This is a genomic window from Halobacillus yeomjeoni, from assembly GCF_020171525.1.
GTDB lineage: Bacteria > Bacillota > Bacilli > Bacillales > Halobacillaceae > Halobacillus > Halobacillus yeomjeoni.
Window position 1 is genome coordinate 141,435 of the sequence record NZ_JAIVAI010000004.1, and the last position, 21,448, is coordinate 162,882.

The window sequence follows — 21,448 nt, forward strand, 5'->3', positions numbered from 1 at the left end:
GTTTCTATAAGATTAATACAGGATTCATCCATCATTCCAGCGTAACTCATTAGAGGCGTGATGGTATGATGATGAAATAAAAAAGTCGTCTATTCCATGTTGAATAGACGACTCTTTCTTTATATCTGCCACAATCAGCACTACTTTAAGCTGGTGGAACATCGGCCTCGCTGTATCGGTGATCAAGGTCAACGAATTTGTTGTATTCTTTCACAAACGCCAACTCGACATTCCCTACCGGACCATTACGCTGCTTCGAAATAATGATCTCGATAATGTTCTGGTTTTCAGACTCCTGATCGTAGTAATCATCCCTGTAAAGGAAACCTACGATATCAGCATCCTGCTCAATAGAACCCGACTCACGCAAGTCAGACATCATCGGCCGCTTGTCTTGTCGAGATTCTACTCCACGTGAAAGCTGGGATAAAGCGATTAGAGGTACATTCAATTCCCGGGCTAGTCCTTTTAAGGAACGGGAAATCTCTGATACCTCCTGCTGACGGTTTTCTTTTGAATTTGCGCTTCCTTGGATCAATTGAAGATAGTCAATCAGAATCATTCCCAGACCGTGTTCCTGCTTCAAACGACGGCATTTGGACCGGATTTCACTGACGCGGACGCCGGGCGTATCGTCGATAAAAATACCCGCATTGGACAAGCTCCCCATCGCCATCGTCAATTTGTTCCAATCCTCTGCTTCCATATGTCCCGTACGTAACCGTTGTGCATCAATGTTCCCTTCTGCACATAACATACGGGAAACCAGCTGATCAGCACCCATCTCAAGACTGAAAATCGCTACATTTTCATCTGTATGAACGGCCACGTTTTGAGCAATATTCAAAGCGAAGGCTGTCTTACCCATGGAAGGTCGTGCAGCGATGATAATCAAATCATTACGCTGGAATCCAGAGGTAATGTTATCTAAATCACGGTATCCAGTAGGTATACCGGTGATTCCGCCTTCGTTATTGTGCAATTGCTCGATATTGTCATAAACATCGATCAACACATCTTTAATGTTTTTGAACGCCCCGGAGTTCTTTCTCTGAGAGACTTCCAGAATATCTTTCTCTGCAGAGTTAAGCACATCTTCTAAATCTTCTTCTTCTGAATACCCTGTAGTGACAATGTTCGTAGCAGTGCGTATTAAACTTCTGAGCGTAGATTTCTCACTGACGATTTTTGTATAGTAGGTGATATTGGCAGCTGTCGGTACAGCATTTGCAATATCCGTTAGATATGAAACGCCCCCGACCTCTTCCAATACTTTATTATTGGAGAGCGCAGTTGTAACTGTGACAAGATCGATCGGCTCTCCTTTATCAGATAGATTCAACATCACTTCAAAGATACGCTGATGGCTAGCTCGATAAAAATCTTCTGGGAGTAAATACTCCGCTGCTGTCGACATCGCTTCAGGTTCTAAAAAGATCGCACCAAGGACCGCTTGCTCCGCTTCTATGTTGTGGGGCGGTGTACGATCATTCCATAATTCACTCACTAGCAGTTCCTCCTAGTTTGAAAAGGATCCTCATTTTTCTTCTACATGAACACGAATGCTACCTGTCACCTCTGGATGAAGTTTGACCGGTACGTCTGTGTATCCAAGCGTACGGATCGGTTCATCCAATTCAATCTTACGCTTATCGATTTTTATATCATGGTTTTTCTTCAACTCTTCAGCAATCTGCTTACTTGTGATGGAACCGAATAAACGTCCCCCATCACCAGATTTAGCACTAAGTTTCACTTCTAAATTGGAAAGTGTTTCTTTAAGCTTCTCAGCTTCTTCCACTTCTTCTTGTGCAAGTTGTTCTTTTTTCGCATCTTTGGCTTTCTGTGCTTGTACGTTTCCTTTTGTTGCTTCTACTGCAAGGTTATTTTTCAAAAGGTAATTGCGGGCATAACCATCGTTTACGTTCTTGATTTCACCCTTTTTCCCTTTGCCTTTTACGTCTGCTGTAAAAATTACTTTCATTCTGCTTCTCCCCCTTCAAAATATTCGTCAATAATATCTTGCAACAATGCTTTGGCATCTTCAATCGTTGTGTCCTCAAGCTGGGTGGCAGCATTCGTCAAGTGCCCTCCCCCGTTCATCCGCTCCATAATGACTTGGACATTGATATCTCCTAATGAACGGGCACTGATTCCGATGCGACCATCATCTCTTTCAGAAATGACGAAAGAAGCTACGATTCCACTCATCGTCAATAATGTGTCAGCTGCTTGAGCGATAATGACCGGACCATAGGTCTGCCCCTCGTCCCCAGCGGCAATGACTATGCCGTCACGATAAATATCAGCTTTTTCTATTAATTTGCTTCGCCTTACATAGACATCTAGATCTTCTTTCATAAACTTCTGGACTTGTACGGTATCTGCTCCCTTTGATCTTAAGTAAGAAGCGGCATCAAAGGTCCTTGAACCGGTACGTAACGTGAAGCTTTTCGTATCTACGATAATTCCTGCTAAAAGAGCCGTCGACTCAAGCATGGACAGCTTCAATTTCTTAGGCTGATACTCCAGGAGCTCTGTAACCAATTCCGCAGTAGATGAAGCATAAGGTTCCATATAAACGAGCGTCGGGTCAGAAATGAATTCTTCTGCGCGTCGGTGATGATCGATAACCACCACATGCTCTGTTTTTGACAGAAGCTTCTCCTCCATCACGAGCGAAGGTTTGTGGGTATCAACGACCACGAGCAAGGATTCGTTCGTGACCAGTTCCATAGCATCCTCTGGTGTAATGAAGTGCGGCCACAAATCTTCGTCTTTTTGAATTTCTTCTACCATGCGCTGCACGCCTGTACCAATATCATCAGGGTCTAAGACGATCGCTCCTCTTTTCTCATTGGCTTGAGCGATTTTCAAAATACCGATTGAAGCACCGATCGAATCCATATCCGGCGACTTGTGCCCCATGATCAAGACGGTTTCGCTCTCCTGGACAAGCTCTTTCATCGCGTGGGAGATAACTCGTGCACGCACACGGGTACGTTTCTCCATTGGATTCGTTTTTCCACCATAAAAACGCACTTTTCCGGAATCATCTTTAATTGCGACCTGGTCTCCCCCACGTCCTAAAGCTAAATCCAAACTCGATTGAGCCAGCTCTCCAAGTTCAGGTAAAGAGACCTCTCCAACCCCGATTCCGAAACTTAACGTCAAAGGAACATTTTGATCGGTAATCAGTTCACGTACTTCATCTAATATTTCAAATTTCGCTTTTTCAAGCGACTGTAAAATTTCATGGTTCATAACAGCAATGAAGCGCTCTTGAGAAGTCCGCTTCAAATAAATTCCATAATCTCCCGCCCATTTGTTCAAAATGGAGGTCACTTGAGAGTTAATATGACTTTTTGCGGTATCATCCATCCCCTGGGTGATTTCTTCATAGTTGTCCAAAAAGATGATCGACAACACCGTTTGTTCATTCTTATAGAGATTGTGGATTTCCGTTTGTTTAGTACGATCGAACAAATAAAGCAAACGTTCTTCTTTTTTGATAATGGTCTGCATTTTGTATCCATCGACATTGATCCAAACTTCATTTTCATCCTCTTTGATACGAGGAATCAACTGATCTGACAATTTTTTCAGAGATTGACCTACTATAGTATCTTCGTCAGTAAACTGGTTCATATATGGGTTCGCCCACTCTATTTTGTAATCCTCGCTATAAAGGATGATTCCGAGGGGCATACCCAGCAAAGCTTCTTCTCCGACCTTTTTCACTCGATAGGACAGGGTCGATATATATTCTTCTGTTTCGTGAATCATATGTTGTTCTGTTCGGACACTATAAAAAATAGAAGCAGCTAAAAACAGGGTCATCATCAATCCCAGCATCCATTGATAATACCAAATGAATGCAAGCAGAATGAGAGAAATCACATAGATGATCCATAAATGACCGCTCATTGTTGGTTTTTTGAAAAAGTTAGGCATTTCTTTTCAGCTCCTACCGTCATCTACGAGCTATTTTTATTTCTTTTCCTCGACTCGTTGTCTCAAGGAGAATCCTATATCAATTATACCTAAGATTCTTACCAGGTACAGAAGGATTTGCGGAAGCAGAAGGGACAAGACAATAACAACAATGGGAATCGCTTTCGACCATTTTTTCACTTGTGCGTAAAACACGATGAAAGAAAATCCCTGCAGAACAAGCAGAATTCCTGTCAACGTGAAAACATTGATTGCAGCTAAATAAACCATCCCATTTTCACTTGAAACGATGTAATTCAAGATCAATGAGAAGAAGTAATACCATAAGATGGATGTAGGTAGCTGCATTTCTCTGAACGGAGAAAATTTGAACTGTGTTTGTTCGATTCGATTTACAAGTTTATAAGTCAGCCATTGGCTGATGAACGCATACACGATTCCAGTAATCGCTAAAACACTTGGAATAATATCTGGTAAAACATTGAGTTGTTCACGTACCATTTGCAATTGTTCTTCAGCATTCTCTTGGTCCAGCATGCCGCTGAACATGCTCTCTGTCATTGTAAATGCTTGGTTTAAACTCTCTCTTACCTGGTCAGCCCAACTGATTCCAAAGAACAATTGAGTAATCAGGTAAATTCCTACAATACCGATAATAAAACCGACCGAGCCGATCGCCCAGGTTTCATAGGAGGACCTTTCCTTATACATGGCTTGACCTAAGGATATTCCCCCAACCCCTGCAAGCAAGGTGATCGGAAGCGATACGACGGTTGCAAATAACATGGTGAAGATCAGAGAAGCAATGAACATTAATGCACCTGATTTCCATCCATGGCGATATGTGTAAAAAATAAATGGAACAGGGAGTACAAATAACAGGAGAGATCCGATAATTCCTGGCATGAAAATAATTACCAATAACAATAGCAGATAAACGCCTGTCATTAAAGCCCCTTCCGTTATTCTCTTTGTGTTATTCATTTCCAACTACACCTCAATTTCATTCGGGCCTTCTCTAACTTATCCATTTTAACATATTCCCTTTACTTCATCCTTCTTAGACCATGAATCGATATAATTCTTTCAGTGCTTTGGCTTGTTTGATATGCTATATGAAATCAAATGAACGAGGAGGGCGTTTATGAGGACCGATTACCATGTTCATATGGCGGAAACAGGGAACTTGGATGTCGATTATTTGAAAACCTACATAGACAAAGCAGAAAGTGAAGGTATCCAAGAGTTAGGAATATCTGAGCATGCTTACTTTTTCAATGAAACGAGGGAAATCCTTTCAAATCCATGGGTGGAAAACCGGCGGACTTTGGATTTCAAGACCTATCAGGATATGTTCGACAAGGCTCATGAAAAAGGATTATCAATTAAAATGGGCATTGAAATGGACTATATGCCCGGGAAAGAAAAAGAAATGAAAGCATTTATCGACTCCCACTCTTTTGATTATGTGATTGGATCGGTTCACTGGATCGATGAATGGGGTATCGACTTAGCGATTTACCGTGATGAATATGAAAAGAGGGATTTGAAAGAGGTCTATCGTCAATACTTCGACCGTGTGGTCACCTTGGCAGAATCAGGCTTGTTTGATTTCATCGGTCATATCGACGTGATTAAAGTTTTCGGGTACCGTCCAGAAGACCAGGACTTTCTTCGAGATCAATACCAGCGTGCAGCTGTGGCCCTTGCTTCTACAAACACTTGCATTGAAATCAGCACGGCTGGACTGAGAAAACCTGTAGGTGAAATTTACCCTGACCCTGAACTGTTGAAAATTTGCAGGGAAGCCGGAGTTGGAATCGTCCTATGCTCAGACGCCCATAAACCGGACCATATCGGGTACCGATATGAAGAGGCCATCGACCTGGCGAAGTCCGTCGGATACGAGGAAGTCCATACTTTCCATCAACGAAAATCCGTTACGCATCCTTTAAAATAAAGACTGCATTGACCTTCTAATCAACAATACTCCCGTAATTTTTAAAAACGATTTCCGAATTTATGTTGTCGACGAGGAAATGGATTTCCTGTGGTGGAACCTCCTCCAAATTTAAGACAGATTCAAAGATAAACGTTAACAGAGTCAAAACAAAAGGGTGACAGCCATGTATGGTCTTGTCACCCTTTTGTTTATCTTATATATTTCTATCATAACGTCAAACACTGGACTTGCTTAATATCATTTATACCAGCCAACTTTTGATGACAATCGACTTCGACTTCTTTATCCACCGTCAACACCATGACCGCTTCTCCACCGATATTCGTCCGTCCAACTTGCATGGTAGCAATGTTGATTGTGTGTTCTGCCAATAAACTCCCGACTCTTCCTATGGCTCCAGGTTGGTCCATATGATGGATGACGATTAAATGCCCATCAGGAACAACGTCGATCGAATATTGATCCAGTTGAACGATTCTTGCTCCTAATCCATTCAAAAGAGTTCCTGCTACAGAACGCTTTTCATGATCTGTCTCTATTTCCACTCGTATCAGATTCGTGAATCCCTTGGTAGATGTGGACTTTTGTTCATTGATTATAATCCCTTTATCTTTCGCAGTTCGGAATGCGTTGACGTCATTCACACGATCTCCCATGTGACGCTGTAGTATACCTTTGACTGCTATCCTTGTTAATGGCATGGTATCTACATCTAAAAGATCCCCGGAATAATAAACATTCACACGCTCAAGAGTACCCTCAGACAATCTGGATAGAAAACCTCCAAGTTTTTCAGACAGCTGGAAATAAGGTGAAAGTTTATCCATCATCTCGGAAGATACAGACGGCATGTTGACCGGATTTTTGACTGTTCCCCCTCTTAGCAGCTCCATCACATCATAACAAACATCTGTGGCGACGTTTTCTTGTGCTTCAACCGTACTAGCACCTAAGTGGGGAGTGGCTATGACTTCCGGAAGAGATAGTAAAGGATGATCGATTGCAGGCTCTTCTTCGAATACATCCAATGCAGCTCCTGCAATCCTGCCACTTTTAATCGCTTCAAACAGGGCCTCTTCTTCAATGATTCCTCCCCTTGCACAATTCAATATCCGCGCCCCGGGCTTCATCAATTGAATCGACTCTTTATTGATCAAGTGCCTGGTCGCTTCAATAAGCGGAGTATGAACGGTCAAAAAGTCCGCTTGCTTAAGAACATCCTCCAACTCCCCATGTTTGACACCAGCTTTTTCGGCTTTTTCCTCATTAAGGAATGGATCGAAGGCAATGACATTCATCCGGTGGCCTTTGGCACGTTGAGCGACCTCGTTACCAATCCTTCCAAAACCGACAATCCCTAGAGTTTTTCCTTTAAGTTCTACCCCGACAAACTTTTTCCGCTCCCATTTTTTCTGTTGCAATTGATGATAGGCTTGCGGAATGTTTCGGGCTAATGACATTAACATCGCCATCGTATGTTCAGCTGTGGAAATCGTATTTCCGTCAGGTGCATTGACGACGATAATCCCCCGTTCCGTAGCGGCATCCAAATCGATATTGTCGACGCCTACCCCGGCCCTTCCAATGATTTTCAGGTGTGGAGCATGTTCGATCAGTTCTCTCGTCACTTGTGTTTGACTTCTGACAATCAATGCATGACTGGTACTGATTTCTCTCAACAAATCTTCATGAGAAAGAGACGGGGCTATCACTGGTTCTATATCTTCAGATTCGAGTAGAGGTCGTATTCCTTCTTCACTTAACGGATCAGAAATCAAAACTCTCAGCATTCTTGAACCTCCTTAATAATCTCTAAATAAGCTTCTTGAGCAGCGGCGACCCCGGCCCCTGATGTGAAATCATGGCCGAGACGTTTCAAAATAATTTCTAAAATACCGATATATTGTAAAACCTGGCTGGATCGACAATACCCCATATGACCGACCCTGAAGACCTGCCCCTTCATATGTTTCTGTCCTCCGGCTAAAATCAATCCGAATTCTTCTCTAGCCATTTTACGCAGATCTTCGGCTTGGAATGTATTGGGCTTCACAGAAGTAACCGTAGCGGATGCCGCTTCCTCGGAAACTAATAAAGGAAGATTGAGAGCTTTAAAAGCTTCCCGTGTCATACCTTTCATCAGTTGGTGTCGATGATAAACGTTCTTCAGTCCCTCTTCATCTAATAAATTTAAAACCTCTGATAACCCGAATAATAAAGAAAGGGGAGGGGTGAATGGAGTCTGCCCTTCTCCTAAGCGGTTACGGTAACTCCTCAAGTCCAAATAAAAGCGCGGCCTGTCGTTTTGTTCAACGACTTCCCAACCATATTTGCTCACAGCTGCAAAAGCTAATCCTGGAGGCAGCATCATTGCTTTTTGCGAACCGGTCACTACGAAATCGATTCCAGACCTGTCCATATTAATTTCTACTCCTCCAATGGAAGATACACCATCTACAACAACAAGAGCCTGGCTTATTTCTTTTACTCTTAGAGCAATTTCTTCTACAGGATGAATGACCCCTGTGGAGGTTTCACAATGAGTTAAGAAAACAGCTTTTGTATTTTCAAAAGCCTGGAGGGTCGATTCCACTCGTTCAACATCTACAGCTTCGCCCCATTCGACTTCGATTCGATGAACCTTGAGTTCATAAGTCTCACATATTTTCGCGAAACGATCTCCGAATGCACCAGCAACTACGACGATGACTTCATCTCCAGGTCGGGTTGCATTCACTACAGCTGCTTCCAAAGCTGATGTTCCACTCCCTGATAAAATGAGTACGTCTTCTGATGTTCCGAATAATGGCTTTAATCGTGGAGCGATTTCCTTCAATAAGTCTTTACACTTCTGCCCCCTATGACCAATCATAGGTTGATTCATTGCCCTTTCTACACTCGGTGGCACCGGAGTCGGCCCTGGCGTATGTAACAAGTCCCATTCTCGCTTCATGATTCGAAACACCCTCCTAAGTAGACTCAATTTCCCTATTTTTCTTTCCTTTTATTCAAAAAGCCCTGTTAAAATTCTTTGGTGATAAATCAACAAGGAAACTTAACAGAGCTGCTCGAAAAGAAATGATATTCCTTTATCCTATCAAAAGATTAAACGATGTCAATTTAATTTGAATTTTCTGCTTTATTACTTTTTTTCTTTTTTTTCTCTGGATTTTTACCTGAAAAGTTTTTCTATTCAATGTATAATTCAAAAAGTAGTCATTTTTTAGAAAATTTACAATTCGAGGGGGATTACATTGAGAAAGCATTACAGTTTATGGCTTCTTTCGGTGCTTATGCTGGTCTTGGTACTTGCAGCGTGTAGTGGAGGCGGAAGTACAACAGAAAGCAACGGTGAAGGAAATGAAGAGAATACTGAGAAATCCTCAGAAGAAAATAATGCAAAGCAAGAAATCACAGTAACAGCAAAGAGTGAAATTCCAAGTATGGACCCTCAACTGATCACTGACTCCGTAGGTTTCCAGTGGGCAGGAGAAACGTTAGAAGGTTTGTATCGTCTTGATGAAAACAGCCAGTTAACAGAAGGTATGGCTGAAAGTTCTGAAGTCAGTGACGATGGTTTGACTTGGACTTTCAAACTTCGCGATGCCAAGTGGTCCAATGGCGACCCGGTAACAGCAAATGACTTCGTATATGCATGGAGAAGAGCTGTAGACCCGGATGTAGGTTCTGAATACGGCCCTTATTTCCTTGGTGGTATCATTAAAAACGCAAGTGCCATCAGTAATGGTGAAAAAGATATTGAAGAGCTCGGCGCCAAAGCCGTTGATGAAAAAACGCTTGAAGTACAGCTTGAAAAACCTGTACCTTACTTCAAATCTATGACTGTATTCGTGACATTCATGCCGATGAATCAGAGTTACGTTGAAGAGCAGGGTGAAAACTTCGCTACAGAAGCTGAGTACACTCTTGCAAACGGACCTTTCAAAATGACGGAATGGAATCACGGTGAAGGCTGGACAGTAGAGAAAAACGAATCTTACTGGGATGCTGACACAGTACAACTAGATAAAATCAATGCGAAAGTAATCAAAGAAGTATCTACTGGCGTAAACTTATATGAATCTGGTGAAATTGATCAAACAGAACTGAACGCTGAATTCGTCGATCAATACCGTACAAATGAAGCATTCGAAGTAGTTGAAAAACCATACCTTTACTTCTTCAAATTCAACCAGGAAGCTCACCCAGCTTTAGCTAATGTTGATGCTCGTAAAGCGATCTCTCTTGCCATCGACCGCCAATCCTTAGTCGATGTCATTCTGAATGATGGTTCTGTACCAGCAGAAGGTTATGTACCATCAAACTTCGTATCCATGCCTGAAAGCGGTAAAGATTTCCGCGAAGCTCAAGGTCCATTGGTAGGATCTGATGAAGAAAAAGCGAAAGAACACTGGAGCAAAGCTCTTGAAGCTCTAGGAGAAGAGTCTGTAACCATCGAATTGCTTGGTGATGATACAGGAACATCGAAAAATGTACTAGCTTATTACAAAGATCAACTAGAATCCAAACTAGATGGTTTGACGATCAAACTTGTCGAAGTACCATTCAAAGAACGTGTACGTCGTGACAGTGCTTCTGAATTCCAAATCGAAGCAGCGACATGGGGTCCTGACTATGTCGATCCAAACACATACTTGAACATGTACTTGACAGATGGTCAGAACAACAACATGAACTATTCAAGCGAAGAGTATGACGCTTTAATCAAAAAAGCGAATGACGAATATGCGCAGCAACCTGAAAAACGTTTTGAAACTTTCCTGGAAGCAGAACGTTTACTTCTAGAAGAAGACGCTGCGGTAGCTCCGATTTATCAGGATGCTAAAGCACAACTCTTCCGCCCATCCATCAAAGGTGTATTCACGACTGCAACAGGTCCTGAATTCGAATTTAAATGGGCTTACGTTGAATAATTAATAAAAACCATGAAATCCATAAGCGCTCTTAATCGAGCTGCTTATGGATTTATCTTTTTCTTGAATCCTTTCCTACTTCACGTTATAGTGATGTGATAATCAACACTGAAGTCAGGAGGGGAAGACATTGAAGCGGATTTATATAAGAGCTCTTTATTACTTTACAGGTATCATACTGTTAACTTTCGGTATCGCTTTGACAATCCAGTCAAAATTAGGTACTTCCCCTTTTGATGCCCTTCTCGTAGGCTTATACAGAACTTATGGATTGACGATAGGAAGCTGGGAAATTGTTGTAGGTTTATCGATGATCGTCTTCAATTCAGTGGCTGAAAAAAGGCGGCCTGAGATGATTGCCCTGGCCACATCTTTTCTCACAGGTCTTGGAATTGACTTTTGGATGTTCACCATCAGATCTTGGCTGGACCCTGAAACTGTTCTATTGCAATATATTGTTCTGATCCTTGGAATTCTTTTCTCTGGATTAGGTATTGCCATAAATCTGCAAGCTGATTTCGCTCCGAACCCCTTCGACCGAATGATGCTCGTCGTCCGGGACCTAACTGGGTGGTCGGTTACTTTTTCAAGAGCTTTAATCAGTATCGTCCTTGTCATTCTGGCACTTATATTCGGAGGTTCAATCGGAATAGGAACAATACTCATAGCCTTATTCAGTGGAGCAATCATTCATCAATTCATGAACCGCATTCATCGATTAGACAAAAACTTACTGCTTATCGATCATTAATCCTGAGTTTGGCTAAACCATATTGTAAATAAATCTTGAAACCACTCTTTTTATTAGAAGGATGATCTGCAAGAGGAATTTCAACTTCTATCCAAGTTTTGAACTTCCAAATTCAATGAAAAAGGCTGACAACACAAAAAAGCCATGGGATCTAAATAGATCCCATGGCTTTTTTTCGCGCTACTCTTACTCAGTAGAGTAAGGAAGTAGAGCCATTTGACGAGCGCGTTTGATAGCTTTCGTCAATTTACGTTGATATTTAGCAGAAGTTCCAGTTACTCGACGAGGAAGAATCTTCCCACGGTCAGAGACGAAACGTTTCAGCAAATCAACATCTTTAAAGTCGATGTGTGTGATTCCATTCGCAGTGAAGAAACACACCTTTTTACGTTTTCCGCGTCCACGACGTGCCATGTAGCATTCACTCCTTCCTTTTTAGAATGGTAAATCGTCGTCTGATATATCGATTGGCTCCCCATTATCAGCAAATGGGTCGTCATCTCGTTGATTATTGTTGTTAGAACCGAAGTTATTTCCTGATGGTTGTTGATTCTGATTAGGTTGGAATCCTGAGCCTCCACGATTTCCTCCACCTTGGGAAGAACCTTTGGATTCTAAGAATTGTACGCTATCTGCAACAACTTCTGTTACAAATATACGCTTACCTTCCTGGTTATCGAAGCTGCGTGTCTGCAAGCGACCATCAACTCCGACTTGACTGCCTTTACTCATAAAGTTGGCTAAGTTCTCTGCAGCACGTCTCCAAACGACACAATTGATGAAGTCTGCATCTCGATCACCTTGGTTATTCGAGAATGGACGGTTCACTGCAATTGTGAAATTAGCGACGGCTACTCCGTTAGGCGTATAGCGTAAATCAGGATCCTTCGTTAATCTGCCGACTAATACGACACGATTCAACATCAGAATCACTCCTTATTTGTCATCTTCGCGTACAGCGATGTGGCGGATAATATCATCCGTGAACTTCGCTTGACGGTCGAATTCGTTGATCGCTTCACGTGTACCTTTGAAGTCGATCGTTACATAGATCCCATCACGGTAGTCGTTAATTTCGTAAGCAAGGCGACGCTTGCCAACTTCTTTAACCTCTTCAATCTCCGCGCCTTGATCGGTTAGGATAGTGCTGAAACGATCCATGACAGATGTTTTAGCTTCCTCCTCGATATCTGGGCGGATGATATACATGATTTCGTATTTTCTACTCATCCGTTTTCACCTCCTTATGGACTTAGCGGCTCCTATATCGTATAGGAGCAAGGAGTAATTTTTCTTAATTACTCACAATGAAGTATTATATCAAAGTTGTCCTATATTTACAATACTTAAACGGAAGGATCCTGTTTTACGCTTATACGTTGAAACGGAAATGGATAACGTCACCATCACGGACTAAATATTCTTTTCCTTCTAAACGGACCCGTCCACGGTCACGGGCAACACTCATAGACCCCGCATCAACTAAATCTTCATAGGAGACTGTCTCAGCACGAATGAATCCTCTTTCGAAGTCGGTATGAATGATGCCGGCTGCTTGAGGGGCTGTCATTCCTTCTTTAAATGTCCAAGCTCTTACTTCCTGTTCACCCGCTGTGAAATAAGTTGCAAGTCCCAATAAATTGTACGTAGCCTTGATCAATTGATCCAGACCTGACTCTTCGATTCCTAGATCTTCTAGAAATTCATCTTTTTCTTCCCCATCAAGTTCAGCAATTTCAGATTCGATTTTCGCACATACGACGATGACTTCAGCATTTTCTTTAGCTGCAAACTCTCGAATTTGCTTCACTTTGTCGTTGTCTTCCTGACCGATTTCATCTTCACTCACATTCGCTACGTAAAGGATCGGCTTCGAAGTCAATAAATGAAGTCCTTTGACGATCTTCTCTTGATCATCACTGAAATCGATGGCACGTGCTGGTTGTTCAGCTTCTAAGGCATCCTTCAACTTCTCCAGCACTGCATATTCAGCTACGGCTTCTTTATCTTTTTGGCGGGCCATTTTAGCTACTCGCTCCATTCGTTTAGAAACGGTCTCTAAGTCGGCAAGAATCAATTCTAAATTGATTGTTTCAATATCGGTAATAGGATCCACCTGTCCTGACACGTGAGTGATGTTTTCATCCTCGAACGCACGCACGACATGGCAGATCGCGTCAACCTGGCGAATATGGGATAAGAATTGGTTTCCTAATCCTTCCCCTTTACTAGCACCTTTTACGATTCCTGCAATATCGGTGAATTCAAAAGCTGTGGGTACGGTTTTCTTCGGGTTGACAAGCTCGGTAAGCTTTTCTAGACGACTATCCGGAACTTCCACGATCCCGACGTTCGGATCTATTGTGGCGAACGGATAGTTGGCTGATAAAGCACCAGCTTGAGTAATTGCGTTAAATAACGTAGATTTCCCTACGTTCGGTAAACCTACGATTCCTGCTGTTAATGCCATATAAGACTTTCACTCCTTAAGGATTTACATACATGCATGTTAGTCATTTCAATTATAGATACTGAATAGGAAAATAACAACCGATTGAAAATATAAATCTATGCATGAATAGACTGGTTTTTACAACTTTTTCTAACCAAATAAGAAAGTTTTAATACTGATAATCACACATAATCTCTGTTTCTTAATTGTAGGCTCTGTTAAAGTCTGGTGTTGTTATTTCACATGTGAGCTCATATCAGCACTTTCTCTCCTGGAATTTGTGGGAGGCGGCCTTTTAGAATGACTCCCTTTCCGTGGGGTACCGCGAGCCTCCTCAGGCTGCGCCTTCCGGGGTCTCACGATGTACCTTTATCCCACAGGAGTCTCGCCATTCTAAAAGGCCGCCTCTTCAAAGTAGAAGTGTCAGAAAGGCCATAACCGAAGTCCGTTACACCAACTTCGAACGGGATGGCAGGGAAAACAGGTAGACTCCTGCGGGAATAAGGAACAAGGTGAGACCCCGGAGAACAAAGTTCGAGGAGGCTCAAGCGTCCCCCGCGGAAAGCGGACTGTTTTCCCTGCCATCCCATGCTGTGAGTAAATAAAGGACCGAACACCTAATCTCAGACGGGGATTATTTAGTAATCGTTTAAGATATCAACAACAGACTTTAACAGAGCCTAATTGTAAATAAATAAAATTTAGAGATCTATCACTAACTTAACAAGAGAAAGCCTGCCGGAAGGGCAGGCTTTTCTTCAGCAATATTCATTGTTCATTATGCTCAAGGACTTTCTTCATTTTTGTTTCGAATTTACGTCGGGGTACCATCACGCTATGACCGCATCCCTCACACTTGATACGAATATCGGCACCCATACGGATGATTTTCCAACGATTCTCTCCACAAGGATGGGGTTTTTTCATTTGTACGATATCATGTAAGTCATACTTTTTATCGGTCATGTGATCTGAACTCCTTTTCAATCAAGCTTGTTTTTGTTCTGCTTCATCGTGCCTGGAATACATCACCATACGAGGGAATGGAATCTCTATTCCGACTTGATCCAGACGGTTTTTCACTTCTTTTCTTAGTATACGAGCGACTACCCAGTGTTCCATCGGCTGCACTTCACTGATAATCCTCATTACTACGTCGGATGCCCCCAGGTTTTGGACGCCCAATAATTGAGGAACTTCAGTAATTTGTTCGTACCGTTCAGGCAGTTCCTTCAATAGCTCTAAGATTGCCTCTTCAGCTCTTTCAATGTCTTCTTCATATGCAACACTGACGTCTACTACAGCGATACTGTTGTAAATGGAATAGTTAGTTACTTGGGTAACATTTCCGTTTGGAAGGATATGAACCTCACCCGTCCAAGATTTGACTTTACACGTTCTGAGACCGACTTCTTCAACAAAACCTTCTACACCTGATGTCTTAATATAATCGCCGACTGAAAACTGATCTTCAAAAATGATGAAGAAGCCCGATATAATATCCCGGACCAGGTTCTGCGCTCCAAAACCGATGGCTAAACCTGCCACACCGGCACCGGCAAGGAGAGCACCCACTTCGAGGGTGAACGTCTCGAGAATCATGATGAAAGAGATAAAATAAACAACGTAGGAAAGCGTATTGATAATCAACTTTTTCAGCGTAGCTTCGCGTCGCTGAGTAATTTTGAACGGACCTTTCTTACGATTGTCAAAGAATCTCGTAACCAGTCTCGATCCAAATTTGATAATGATCAGCGAGACCAGCAAGATCAAGCATATCTCCAAAGCGCCCAAGCCGATCGTCACCCAAAGCTCAGGACCCGTGATATACTCGACCGTTCTGTCCACTTGAGTTTGTATATCCTTCACCAATTCCCCTCCTGAAATAAAATGATTGTAAGAATCATTTTAACAGGTTCTCAACGAATTTTGAATTTAGAAATCAAAGGATGGATTAAAAGGGACGAAAGTACGTATAAGTTCAAAATCCCATACAACGGATATAAGATTTTAATCAATGTAGAAAACCCGAATGAAGTAAACGGAAGCATCAGAGCGATCATTGCCATCGCCAATATCCATAACGGCTGATTCAAATAGCTCCGGAACCTCGTTACCAGTCCCAGGGTCCCTGATGCTGCAGTGGTAAAAATAGCGATCCACAGCATAATCGACATAAATATCATCATTTCGTACGGATAATGTTTTAATATGGCGAATAAGGGAATTTCATATAAAATGATTTGTTCAGAAATTTGAATCAAGCTGTTGTTATATAAATAGGAAATGATTCCGAGAACAGCCCCGCTTCCCAGTGCTGCAATCCATACCTCTCCTTTATGTTTCATCTGGTTCCCTATCGCTCCTAACACAGCAATCAACGGCAGGATATTCAAAGCCGTGAATGGAAAAGCAGCCATCCAGTTACTGGTTTCCCTCACGTGACCGAAGAGAGATAAATTTTGATCACTGATGAATAAGATCAATACAAACAATAAGCCTGAGATCAAAAGCGGTAATACGAAGCTGTTCACGACGACAAGCCCTTTGACATCCCACACAAAAAGCAAGATCAGCGGAATCACGATGGCAATGACACCTAAACGGTAAGAATAATGAAACGCCTGCCACGTCGCACCACTGCCTGCAAGCATGACCACCGTAGTTGTAAATAGATAAAGGATGATCATCCAATCGTAAATACCTGTAAGACGCTTACCTACAACTGCCCTTAAGACTGGGAGATAATGCGTGGATTGTTTCTCAAAACTGATGTTCATAATCGTAAAACAACAAATAGTAAACATTACTGCAAACAACAATATGGCTAAACTACTATCTTGTCCAAAGAACTGCCAAAGCTCTCTTCCCGAGGCATATCCCGCTCCGATCATCGTCCCTATTATTAAAAACATCCATTTCATACCCGCTTTGATCATAGTCGCTCCTCCAGGTCTATGTATTTGTCACGTATAGAACGAGGGAAAACCTTATATACTGTTACTACTATGAGTTTGGAGGAGAAGCTATGAATCTAAAGGACAAGTTTTCTAAAGAAGAACGACGTGTCAACATTGAAGAACCGGCAATGAGTGAAACGTTAAGTCTTCATTTGAATGATTGGCTTCCCCATTCAAGAGAAGTAGTAATAGCGTGCATAGGGACAGATCGTTCCACAGGTGATTCATTCGGGCCGCTGGTCGGATCCATGCTTGAGGACCAACATTTAAAAACATTTCACGTTTATGGAACTCTTGAACATCCACTACATGCATTAAACCTTAAAGAAAGAATTGAATTGATCTACCAAGTCCATACCGACCCTTTCTTGGTTGCCATAGACGCCTGTCTAGGTAAAGCTTCATCTGTAGGATATGTGGTGCTTGGGCAAGGATCGATATCTCCAGGGTCTGCATTGAAAAAAGACCTGCCTCCTGTTGGTGATGTCCATATCAGCGGCATGGTCAATGTCTGCGGATTTATGGAACACGTCGTTTTGCAGAATACTCGTCTCCATACGGTCATGCAAATGGCTGCAAAGGTGGCTGCTTCTATTAAAATAGCTGATATAGAAAGACACAAAAAACGAGTAGAGATACCTCCTTTTTCTACTATAAAAAGAAACACTTTCAAGAAAAAACGCGCTTGAATCAAAAAAAAAACGAAGCATACGGCTTCGTTTTTTTGTCTTTACTTTATTGAATTTCCCTTAATACAAAGACAATCAACCCTACAACAATCAATCCGGGAAGAAGGTTGGCAACTCGTATCTTTGTTATTTTAAGGATGTTAAGCCCGATGGCAACGATCATTAACCCACCTGCAGCAGTCACTTCATTGATCAACATTTCAAGCATACTCTTAGGAATCCATTGATTGATTTGAGTGGCTAATAGTGCAATGGATCCTTCGTAGAGAACGACCGGAACAATGGAAAAAATGACGCCGATCCCTAACGTTGTGGTCAAAACGAGAGAAATGAATCCATCAATGATTGCTTTCGTGATTAAAATTTCATGATCATTGCGCAGGCCGCTGTCTAATGCTCCAATGACAGCTAATGCACCAATGACGAAAATAAGAGAGGCTGTAATAAAACCTTGGGCAATCGTCGATTTTTCATCAGGCTTCGTGAACTTCCTTTCGAGGGACCGCCCTATTCCCTCCAGCTTCTCTTCTAAACGCATAGCCTCTCCAATGACTGCTCCGAATAAAAGGCTCAATAATACGATTACGATGTTTTCAGTTTTAAATGCCATCTGGAGACCGATCAACATCACCGTTAGTCCTACGCCGTGCATAACGGTTTCTTTATATCGTTCAGGAATTTTTGTGAAAAATAAACCGATTATAGTTCCGACAAATATACATAAGCCATTGACGATTGTTCCGAATAATACCATGCCCTACTCTCCGATACTTTGTTTCACGTGAAACATTTAATAATTATTTGTTGAACAACTACTTCTCCGATGGTGACTCAAACCACTTCAAAATACGCTCAAGATCGTCCTCATTCATAAACTCAATTTCTATTTTTCCTTTTCTCTTCCCTTTATGAATGGTTACTCCTGTCCCTAAGCGTTGTTTCAAATGCTCTTCCTGTTCTTTCAAGAAAATATCTCTCTTATCCTCTTTCTTTTTCTCTGTCTTTTCTTGATTGTAATCGTAGACCATTCGCTCCACTTGGCGGACATTGAGCCCCTCTTTTTCAATTTTTTCTACAAGAGGGAGTAATTTTTTCCTATCTTTCAAGCTGAGGAGTGCTCTACCATGACCCATCGATAATCCACCATCATCCATTCGCTTAATAACATCTGCAGGCAGAGAAAGTAACCTTACAAAATTGGCAATGTGTGACCGGCTCTTGCCAATCCGATTAGCAAGCATGTCTTGGGTTAAATCTAATTCATTCATTAGACTTTGATACGCTTTCGCTTCTTCAATCACTGTCAAATCTTCCCTCTGAAGATTTTCAAGCAGAGCGATTTCCATCATTTGCTGATCGGACATTTCACGTATGATGGCAGGAACAGCCGTCAAACCAGCCATTTTGGCTGCCCTGTATCTCCGTTCACCGGCGACGATTTCGTAGCCTTTAATACTCCTTCTCACAATTAACGGCTGAAGGACACCATGCTTTTCAATCGAGTGTTTCAACTCAAGAATCGATTCTTCTTGAAAATGCTTCCTTGGTTGATAAGGGTTCGGTCGACAATCTTTTAATGGAACTTCAGTCATATGTTCGCCTTTTTGTTGTTCGACATCCGAGAAAAAAGCACCAAGGCCTTTACCTAACCCTTTCGCCATTAGCGATCACTTCCTTTGCGAATTCTAGATATACTTCAGCACCACGGGACTTAGGATCGTACAATATAACAGGTTTTCCATGGCTGGGCGCTTCACTGAGACGTACGTTTCTTGGAATAATGGATTGGTAAACACGGTCTTGGAAATATTTCTTCACTTCTTCAATGACTTGTATCCCTAAATTTGTACGAGCATCAAACATTGTCAGGAGTACACCTTCTACCATCAATCGGTGATTCATATGTTTTTGAACCAGGCGTACGGTATTCAACAATTGACTCAATCCTTCCAGCGCATAAAACTCACATTGGACTGGAATGATGACCGAATCAGAAGCTGTCAACGAATTCAAAGTTAATAATCCTAAAGAAGGTGGACAATCAATAATGATATAGTCATACTCATCTTTGATCTTATCAACCGCTTGTTTTAACCTTACTTCTCTGGATATGGTCGGTCCAAGCTCAATTTCAGCACCTGCCAACTGGATTGTGGCCGGAATGGCGTCCAAGTTTTCCACCATGGTGGATGTAAGAACGTCATGGGCGCTGGCGTCTTCTACAAGGACATTGTAAATGCATTGGTCGACGCCACCCTTTTCTACTCCTACGCCACTTGTCGCATTGCCTTGCGGGTCGATATCGACTAAAAGAACTTTATGGTTGTAATATGCCAGGCATGCACTTAAATTAACGGCCGTTGTTGTTTTTCCAACCCCGCCTTTTTGATTAGCAATCGAAATGACTTTCCCCATAAAGTCACCTGCCTTTTCATTCGTTTTCCTTAATAGTACCTTTAGTTAAAAAAATCCCCATCTCACAACAGTCAAGATGGGTAGTGAAGCCTATGATTTTTTCTTCGGTATCTTTATGGTGATTTGATAGTAATCCTCGTGATCTTCTTCATTCGTTTCTAAATCTATTCCTGTGTCCGTCACCATGCTCAACGATTGTCTTATCGTGTTCATAGCAATTCGCATATCTTTATTGACACCTTTGAGTTTCGGTTTTTTCTTTTTCTGTTTTGATTCGTTCAACTTTGCAATCCGTTCCTCGGTTTGCTTGACGTTTAGCTGTTTCTCAATAATTTCATTAAGAATGTTCTCCTGAATTTCAGGATCTTTCACAGCGATTAATGCTCTTGCGTGTCTTTCGGTAATCTTTTTATCCATCACGGCGAGCTGCACAGCTTCCGGGAGCTTGAGCAAACGCAGTTTGTTGGCAATTGTTGATTGACTTTTTCCTAGTCGCTGCGCCAGGGCTTCCTGGGTGAGCTCATGAATTTCAATCAATTTCGCATAAGCGACAGCTTCTTCAATAACTGTCAATTCTTCCCGTTGCAAGTTCTCGATCAATGCCACAGATGCCGTTTGTGAGTCATTCATTTCTCTTATGATCGCGGGAACGGTCTCCCACCCAAGTGATTGAACAGCACGCCATCTGCGCTCTCCAGCAATCAATTCATAATTTTCTTCATCTAACCGACGGAGAACGATCGGCTGAATCATCCCATGCGTATGTATCGTCTGGGCTAGTTCGCTGATCTTCTCGTTGTTAAAAATAGCTCGTGGTTGGTAACGGTTTGGCTGGACTCGTTCTACTGGGATTTGCACAACTTCATCAGGGTTGTACACTTCCTCTTTGCTGTCATTCTCAGTATCCGTTTTTTCCCCCAGCCCAAACAAACGACCAAAAGGATGTAACACGATCAGACACCACCTTTATACGATCAAGCACACGTCGGATTCTTCTCTCTGATTAGAGAATCTCGAATAGAAAAAAGCGCTGCAGATCTTCGGGCTGCTGCGCATACGTATGCCGATTTTTATTCTTTATTCATTTTATCATATTTAATCTAGTAAAAGTATCTTCAAGATTGATAAATTGGATTGTAATCATGTCGAAAAATAGCAAAGAAATGTAGGAATCATTGGAATTTCATTTATAAATGCCTACTCGACCTTCCATTTTTATAGCAGAAAAAGTCGATATATTTCTAAAATCTTCTTGGGAACGGAAAAAATCTTCACATCAAATGTGAATATGACATTCTCCTTTCTTTAGTCTCATTTAGTTATAATCTGC

At 41.9% G+C, this 21,448-nt stretch carries 21 protein-coding genes; 4 read left to right on the forward strand and 17 right to left on the reverse strand.

The window, feature by feature from the left end:
* Positions 1-145: 145 nt before the first annotated feature.
* From dnaB to LCL89_RS12510, 4 genes are read right to left on the reverse strand one after another with little or no spacing between them, the layout of a single operon-like run.
* Positions 146-1,507: a replicative DNA helicase gene (gene dnaB / locus LCL89_RS12495; RefSeq protein ID WP_197316923.1), complete on the reverse strand. Its 1,362-nt coding sequence runs from the start codon at positions 1,505-1,507 to the stop codon at positions 146-148.
* Positions 1,508-1,537: 30 nt separating this feature from the next.
* Complete coding sequence (gene rplI / locus LCL89_RS12500) at positions 1,538-1,984, reverse strand: 50S ribosomal protein L9 (RefSeq protein ID WP_197316922.1); 447 nt, start codon at positions 1,982-1,984, stop codon at positions 1,538-1,540.
* Positions 1,981-3,954, reverse strand: coding sequence for a DHH family phosphoesterase (locus LCL89_RS12505; RefSeq protein ID WP_224810383.1), 1,974 nt, complete (start codon positions 3,952-3,954; stop codon positions 1,981-1,983). Before LCL89_RS12505 ends, rplI begins: the two co-directional genes overlap by 4 nt.
* A gap of 36 nt (positions 3,955-3,990) precedes the next feature.
* Entirely contained in the window at positions 3,991-4,938 is a 948-nt protein-coding gene (locus LCL89_RS12510) for a YybS family protein (protein ID WP_224810384.1), read from the reverse strand.
* A 160-nt stretch (positions 4,939-5,098) separates the two neighbouring features.
* Here LCL89_RS12510 and LCL89_RS12515 point away from each other — a divergent pair, with 160 nt between their 5' ends.
* Positions 5,099-5,914 carry a histidinol-phosphatase HisJ family protein gene (locus tag LCL89_RS12515; protein ID WP_224810385.1) on the forward strand — a complete coding sequence of 272 codons (816 nt, stop codon included), beginning with the start codon at positions 5,099-5,101 and terminating at the stop codon, positions 5,912-5,914.
* A gap of 209 nt (positions 5,915-6,123) precedes the next feature.
* Here the strand turns inward: LCL89_RS12515 and serA are convergent, their stop codons facing one another.
* Positions 6,124-7,707: a phosphoglycerate dehydrogenase gene (gene serA / locus LCL89_RS12520; protein WP_224810386.1), complete on the reverse strand. Its 1,584-nt coding sequence runs from the start codon at positions 7,705-7,707 to the stop codon at positions 6,124-6,126.
* Positions 7,701-8,870, reverse strand: a complete 1,170-nt coding sequence (locus LCL89_RS12525; RefSeq protein ID WP_224810387.1) for a pyridoxal-phosphate-dependent aminotransferase family protein — start codon at positions 8,868-8,870, stop codon at positions 7,701-7,703. The genes serA and LCL89_RS12525 overlap by 7 nt, the downstream gene beginning before the upstream one ends.
* A 340-nt stretch (positions 8,871-9,210) precedes the next feature.
* Here LCL89_RS12525 and LCL89_RS12530 point away from each other — a divergent pair, with 340 nt between their 5' ends.
* Positions 9,211-10,851: a peptide ABC transporter substrate-binding protein gene (locus LCL89_RS12530; protein ID WP_404813431.1), complete on the forward strand. Its 1,641-nt coding sequence runs from the start codon at positions 9,211-9,213 to the stop codon at positions 10,849-10,851.
* A gap of 130 nt (positions 10,852-10,981) precedes the next feature.
* Positions 10,982-11,602 (forward strand): YczE/YyaS/YitT family protein, encoded by a 621-nt coding sequence (locus tag LCL89_RS12535; RefSeq protein WP_224810389.1) that lies wholly within the window; start codon positions 10,982-10,984, stop codon positions 11,600-11,602.
* Positions 11,603-11,788: 186 nt separating this feature from the next.
* On the opposite strand, the gene rpsR is transcribed toward LCL89_RS12535, so the two are convergent.
* The 7 genes from rpsR to LCL89_RS12570 form a co-directional block, all read right to left on the reverse strand.
* The gene (gene rpsR / locus LCL89_RS12540; RefSeq protein ID WP_085027175.1) at positions 11,789-12,016 is read right to left on the reverse strand and encodes a 30S ribosomal protein S18; all 228 of its coding nucleotides are present in this window, start codon (positions 12,014-12,016) and stop codon (positions 11,789-11,791) included.
* Between the two features lie 21 nt (positions 12,017-12,037).
* On the reverse strand, positions 12,038-12,526 hold the full coding sequence (gene ssb / locus LCL89_RS12545) for a single-stranded DNA-binding protein (RefSeq protein WP_197316914.1): 489 nt from the start codon (positions 12,524-12,526) through the stop codon (positions 12,038-12,040).
* A 12-nt stretch (positions 12,527-12,538) separates the two neighbouring features.
* Positions 12,539-12,832 (reverse strand): 30S ribosomal protein S6, encoded by a 294-nt coding sequence (rpsF, locus tag LCL89_RS12550; RefSeq protein ID WP_197316913.1) that lies wholly within the window; start codon positions 12,830-12,832, stop codon positions 12,539-12,541.
* Positions 12,833-12,974: 142 nt separating this feature from the next.
* The gene (ychF, locus tag LCL89_RS12555) at positions 12,975-14,072 is read right to left on the reverse strand and encodes a redox-regulated ATPase YchF (protein WP_224810390.1); all 1,098 of its coding nucleotides are present in this window, start codon (positions 14,070-14,072) and stop codon (positions 12,975-12,977) included.
* A gap of 750 nt (positions 14,073-14,822) precedes the next feature.
* Positions 14,823-15,020 carry a DUF951 domain-containing protein gene (locus LCL89_RS12560; protein WP_197316911.1) on the reverse strand — a complete coding sequence of 66 codons (198 nt, stop codon included), beginning with the start codon at positions 15,018-15,020 and terminating at the stop codon, positions 14,823-14,825.
* A 21-nt stretch (positions 15,021-15,041) separates the two neighbouring features.
* On the reverse strand, positions 15,042-15,923 hold the full coding sequence (locus tag LCL89_RS12565) for a mechanosensitive ion channel family protein (protein ID WP_224810391.1): 882 nt from the start codon (positions 15,921-15,923) through the stop codon (positions 15,042-15,044).
* 50 nt (positions 15,924-15,973) lie between these two features.
* Positions 15,974-16,993 (reverse strand): YkvI family membrane protein, encoded by a 1,020-nt coding sequence (locus LCL89_RS12570; RefSeq protein WP_224810392.1) that lies wholly within the window; start codon positions 16,991-16,993, stop codon positions 15,974-15,976.
* 89 nt (positions 16,994-17,082) lie between these two features.
* Between LCL89_RS12570 and yyaC the strand changes: the two genes are divergently transcribed.
* The gene (yyaC, locus tag LCL89_RS12575) at positions 17,083-17,703 is read left to right on the forward strand and encodes a spore protease YyaC (protein WP_197316909.1); all 621 of its coding nucleotides are present in this window, start codon (positions 17,083-17,085) and stop codon (positions 17,701-17,703) included.
* 46 nt (positions 17,704-17,749) lie between these two features.
* Here the strand turns inward: yyaC and LCL89_RS12580 are convergent, their stop codons facing one another.
* The 4 genes from LCL89_RS12580 to noc all read right to left on the reverse strand — a co-directional run bounded on the left by LCL89_RS12580 (position 17,750) and on the right by noc (position 21,069).
* Complete coding sequence (locus LCL89_RS12580) at positions 17,750-18,457, reverse strand: DUF554 domain-containing protein (RefSeq protein ID WP_224810393.1); 708 nt, start codon at positions 18,455-18,457, stop codon at positions 17,750-17,752.
* Positions 18,458-18,515: 58 nt separating this feature from the next.
* Positions 18,516-19,364 (reverse strand): ParB/RepB/Spo0J family partition protein, encoded by an 849-nt coding sequence (locus LCL89_RS12585; protein WP_224810394.1) that lies wholly within the window; start codon positions 19,362-19,364, stop codon positions 18,516-18,518.
* A complete protein-coding gene (locus LCL89_RS12590; protein WP_224810395.1) occupies positions 19,345-20,118 on the reverse strand; it encodes a ParA family protein in 774 nt (257 codons plus the stop codon). The genes LCL89_RS12585 and LCL89_RS12590 overlap by 20 nt, the downstream gene beginning before the upstream one ends.
* Positions 20,119-20,208: 90 nt before the next feature.
* Entirely contained in the window at positions 20,209-21,069 is an 861-nt protein-coding gene (noc, locus tag LCL89_RS12595; RefSeq protein ID WP_224810396.1) for a nucleoid occlusion protein, read from the reverse strand.
* Between the last annotated feature and the right edge of the window lie 379 nt (positions 21,070-21,448).

What these genes read in the sequence shown, in the direction of transcription:
- rplI (WP_197316922.1), bottom strand. Translation starts at nt 1,984, where the DNA reads ATGAAAGTAATTTTTACAGCAGACGTAAAAGGCAAAGGGAAAAAGGGT.
- LCL89_RS12505 (WP_224810383.1), bottom strand. Translation starts at nt 3,954, where the DNA reads ATGCCTAACTTTTTCAAAAAACCAACAATGAGCGGTCATTTATGGATC.
- LCL89_RS12510 (WP_224810384.1), bottom strand. Translation starts at nt 4,938, where the DNA reads ATGAATAACACAAAGAGAATAACGGAAGGGGCTTTAATGACAGGCGTT.
- LCL89_RS12515 (WP_224810385.1), top strand. Translation starts at nt 5,099, where the DNA reads ATGAGGACCGATTACCATGTTCATATGGCGGAAACAGGGAACTTGGAT.
- serA (WP_224810386.1), bottom strand. Translation starts at nt 7,707, where the DNA reads ATGCTGAGAGTTTTGATTTCTGATCCGTTAAGTGAAGAAGGAATACGA.
- LCL89_RS12525 (WP_224810387.1), bottom strand. Translation starts at nt 8,870, where the DNA reads ATGAAGCGAGAATGGGACTTGTTACATACGCCAGGGCCGACTCCGGTG.
- LCL89_RS12530 (WP_404813431.1), top strand. Translation starts at nt 9,211, where the DNA reads ATGCTGGTCTTGGTACTTGCAGCGTGTAGTGGAGGCGGAAGTACAACA.
- rpsR (WP_085027175.1), bottom strand. Translation starts at nt 12,016, where the DNA reads ATGGCACGTCGTGGACGCGGAAAACGTAAAAAGGTGTGTTTCTTCACT.
- ssb (WP_197316914.1), bottom strand. Translation starts at nt 12,526, where the DNA reads ATGTTGAATCGTGTCGTATTAGTCGGCAGATTAACGAAGGATCCTGAT.
- rpsF (WP_197316913.1), bottom strand. Translation starts at nt 12,832, where the DNA reads ATGAGTAGAAAATACGAAATCATGTATATCATCCGCCCAGATATCGAG.
- ychF (WP_224810390.1), bottom strand. Translation starts at nt 14,072, where the DNA reads ATGGCATTAACAGCAGGAATCGTAGGTTTACCGAACGTAGGGAAATCT.
- LCL89_RS12560 (WP_197316911.1), bottom strand. Translation starts at nt 15,020, where the DNA reads ATGACCGATAAAAAGTATGACTTACATGATATCGTACAAATGAAAAAA.
- LCL89_RS12570 (WP_224810392.1), bottom strand. Translation starts at nt 16,993, where the DNA reads ATGATCAAAGCGGGTATGAAATGGATGTTTTTAATAATAGGGACGATG.
- yyaC (WP_197316909.1), top strand. Translation starts at nt 17,083, where the DNA reads ATGAATCTAAAGGACAAGTTTTCTAAAGAAGAACGACGTGTCAACATT.
- LCL89_RS12580 (WP_224810393.1), bottom strand. Translation starts at nt 18,457, where the DNA reads ATGGTATTATTCGGAACAATCGTCAATGGCTTATGTATATTTGTCGGA.
- LCL89_RS12585 (WP_224810394.1), bottom strand. Translation starts at nt 19,364, where the DNA reads ATGGCGAAAGGGTTAGGTAAAGGCCTTGGTGCTTTTTTCTCGGATGTC.
- LCL89_RS12590 (WP_224810395.1), bottom strand. Translation starts at nt 20,118, where the DNA reads ATGGGGAAAGTCATTTCGATTGCTAATCAAAAAGGCGGGGTTGGAAAA.